Here is a 2,167-nt window from a genome sequence, read left to right as displayed (position 1 = left end):
CCCCCGCGCCCCCCGCGCCCCCGCCCCCCCCCGCCCCCGCCCCCGCCCCCCCCCCCCCCCCCCCCCCCCCCCCCCCCCCCCCCCCCCCCCCCCCCCCCCCCCCCCCCCCCCCCCCCCGCGCCGGCCACCGCCGGTTCGCCGCCGTGTCTTACGACGCGAGCGATCGAGCGGTCAGCGGTCGGGCGTCGGCCTGCCGCGATCCGTCCCACCCAGCTCGGCGACGACGGCGCCCAATCCTTCGGCGACCGCACGGCGCTGCTCGGCGTTCAGCACGTCGATGAGCGCCCGCCGGACCGTGGCGACATGTCCCGGCGCGACCTCGGCGAGCCGCTCCCGCCCGGCGGCGGTCAACACCGCCACGACCCCGCGATCGTCGGCGTCGGCGGCCTCTCGCCGCACCAGCCCCGCCTGTTCGAGCCGCCCGACCTGATAGTTGAGCCCGCTCTTGGAGGTGTAGAGCGCCGCGGCCAGCTCGGTCATCCGCAGTCTGCCCTGTGGGGCGGCCGAGAGCCGCACCAGTGTCTCGTACTGGGGGTGGGAGAGCCCTTCGCTCCTGAGGTGCCGTTCGATCTCCCGATCGACCAGCGCGCTCGCGGCGAGGAAGACCTCCCAGACGCGCATCTCCTGCGTATCGAGCCACCGTGTCTCGGTCACCCCCACACCCTACCCACATTGTTCAAATTTGAACTACAAGCTATGCTCGATCCGTATAGTTCAAATTTGAACAAACACCTGACTTCCCGGAACGGAGCGACGATGTCCGACACCACCATCGCCGGGCCCGGCGCGACCACCGGCCGCATGCCGGTGCTGTTCCTCTCCCACGGCGCGCCGCCACTGATCGACCACGCCCGCTGGCCCGCCGAACTGGCGGCCTGGGCGGGCGGCCTGCCGAAGCCGACGGCGGTGCTCGTGGTGTCCGCGCACTGGGAGGCGGCGCCCATCTCGATCGGCGCGACCACCACCGTCCCGCTGGTCTACGACTTCTGGGGCTTCCCGCAGCGCTACTACGAGGTGCGCTACCCCGCGCCGGGCGCGCCGGAGCCGGCCCGCGAGGTCGCGGCGCTGCTGGGCGACCGCCTGGTCCAGGACCCCGAACGCGGCCTCGACCACGGCGCCTACGTGCCGCTGACCCAGATGTATCCCGACGCCGACGTACCGGTGCTCCAGCTCTCCATGCCGACGCTCGACCCGGCCGAACTGTTCGCACTCGGCCGCAGGCTCGCGCCGCTGCGCGAGCAGGGCGTGCTCATCGTCGGCAGCGGCTTCTGGACACACAACCTGCGCGCGCTCACCGACGACGACCGGCACGTGCACACCTTCACCGCCGAGTTCGACGACTGGGGCGAGCGCGTGCTGGCCGACCGCGACATCGACGCCCTGCTCGACTTCGAGCACACGGCGCCCGCCGCGCGACTCGCCCACCCGCGCACCGAACACTTCGCGCCGCTGTTCGTCAGCCTCGGCGCGGGCGAGAATGATCTCGACTCGATGCGCACGGTGATCGACGGCTACTGGCACGGCATGGCACGACGCTCCATCCAAATCGGCTGACCACTACCGCGACGAAGGACACGGGCATGACGACGACCACGACCACCCGCACCACTCCCGCACTCGACACGACCGGCCTCGACATCGGCCTGCTGCTGTTGCGCCTCGGCATCGGCCTGACCATGGCCGCGCACGGCGCGCAGAAGCTCTTCGGCTGGTTCGACGGCCCCGGTCTCGACGGCACCGAGGGCATGCTGACCAGCATGGGCTACCCGGCGCCCGGCTTCTTCGCCGTCGTCACCGCCCTCACCGAGCCCTTCGGCGGGCTCGCGCTCGCGGTGGGCGTGCTCACCCCGCTGGCGGGCGCGGCCGTGCTCGGCACCATGCTCAACGCCATCTCGGTGAAATGGGGCAGCGGCTACATCGGCGGCGTCGAGTACGAGACGGTGCTCGCCGTCGGCGGCGCCGCGCTGGCCTTCACCGGCGCGGGCAGGCTGTCGGTGGACGGCGCGATCCCCGCGCTGCGCCACCCGCGCGTGGCGCTCGGCCTCGGCTGCGTGGTGCTCGGTCTGGTGCTGGCCGGACTGGTGCTGCTGCTGCGCAACTGACCCGACGACGCGCCGCGCCCGCGATCGAACCGCTATCGGACCGCGACCGGCCCCGCACCCCAGCG

General features: G+C 73.2%; 3 protein-coding genes. 2 read left to right on the top strand and 1 reads right to left on the bottom strand.

Annotated features, from left to right (window positions below):
- Positions 1 to 171: 171 nt before the first annotated feature.
- The gene (locus QH283_RS15455; RefSeq protein WP_280503687.1) at positions 172 to 654 is read right to left on the bottom strand and encodes a MarR family winged helix-turn-helix transcriptional regulator; all 483 of its coding nucleotides are present in this window, start codon (positions 652 to 654) and stop codon (positions 172 to 174) included.
- A gap of 147 nt (positions 655 to 801) precedes the next feature.
- On the opposite strand from QH283_RS15455, the gene QH283_RS15450 reads away from it, so the two are divergent.
- Together QH283_RS15450 and QH283_RS15445 are read left to right on the top strand one after the other, a co-directional pair.
- Positions 802 to 1,554 carry a dioxygenase family protein gene (locus QH283_RS15450; protein WP_280503688.1) on the top strand — a complete coding sequence of 251 codons (753 nt, stop codon included), beginning with the start codon at positions 802 to 804 and terminating at the stop codon, positions 1,552 to 1,554.
- Positions 1,555 to 1,580: 26 nt separating this feature from the next.
- A complete protein-coding gene (locus tag QH283_RS15445) occupies positions 1,581 to 2,102 on the top strand; it encodes a DoxX family protein (RefSeq protein ID WP_280503686.1) in 522 nt (173 codons plus the stop codon).
- The last annotated feature ends 65 nt before the right edge of the window (positions 2,103 to 2,167 follow it).

Source organism: Nocardia farcinica, from assembly GCF_029867845.1.
GTDB lineage: Bacteria > Actinomycetota > Actinomycetes > Mycobacteriales > Mycobacteriaceae > Nocardia > Nocardia farcinica_A.
Note: the sequence above shows the minus strand (reverse complement) of the source record. Positions and strands in the feature narration are given on the sequence as shown.

Bases quoted from the DNA above. Each gene is read 5' to 3' on its own strand.
- QH283_RS15450 (WP_280503688.1), top strand. From the start codon at position 802: ATGCCGGTGCTGTTCCTCTCCCACGGCGCGCCGCCACTGATCGACCAC.
- QH283_RS15445 (WP_280503686.1), top strand. From the start codon at position 1,581: ATGACGACGACCACGACCACCCGCACCACTCCCGCACTCGACACGACC.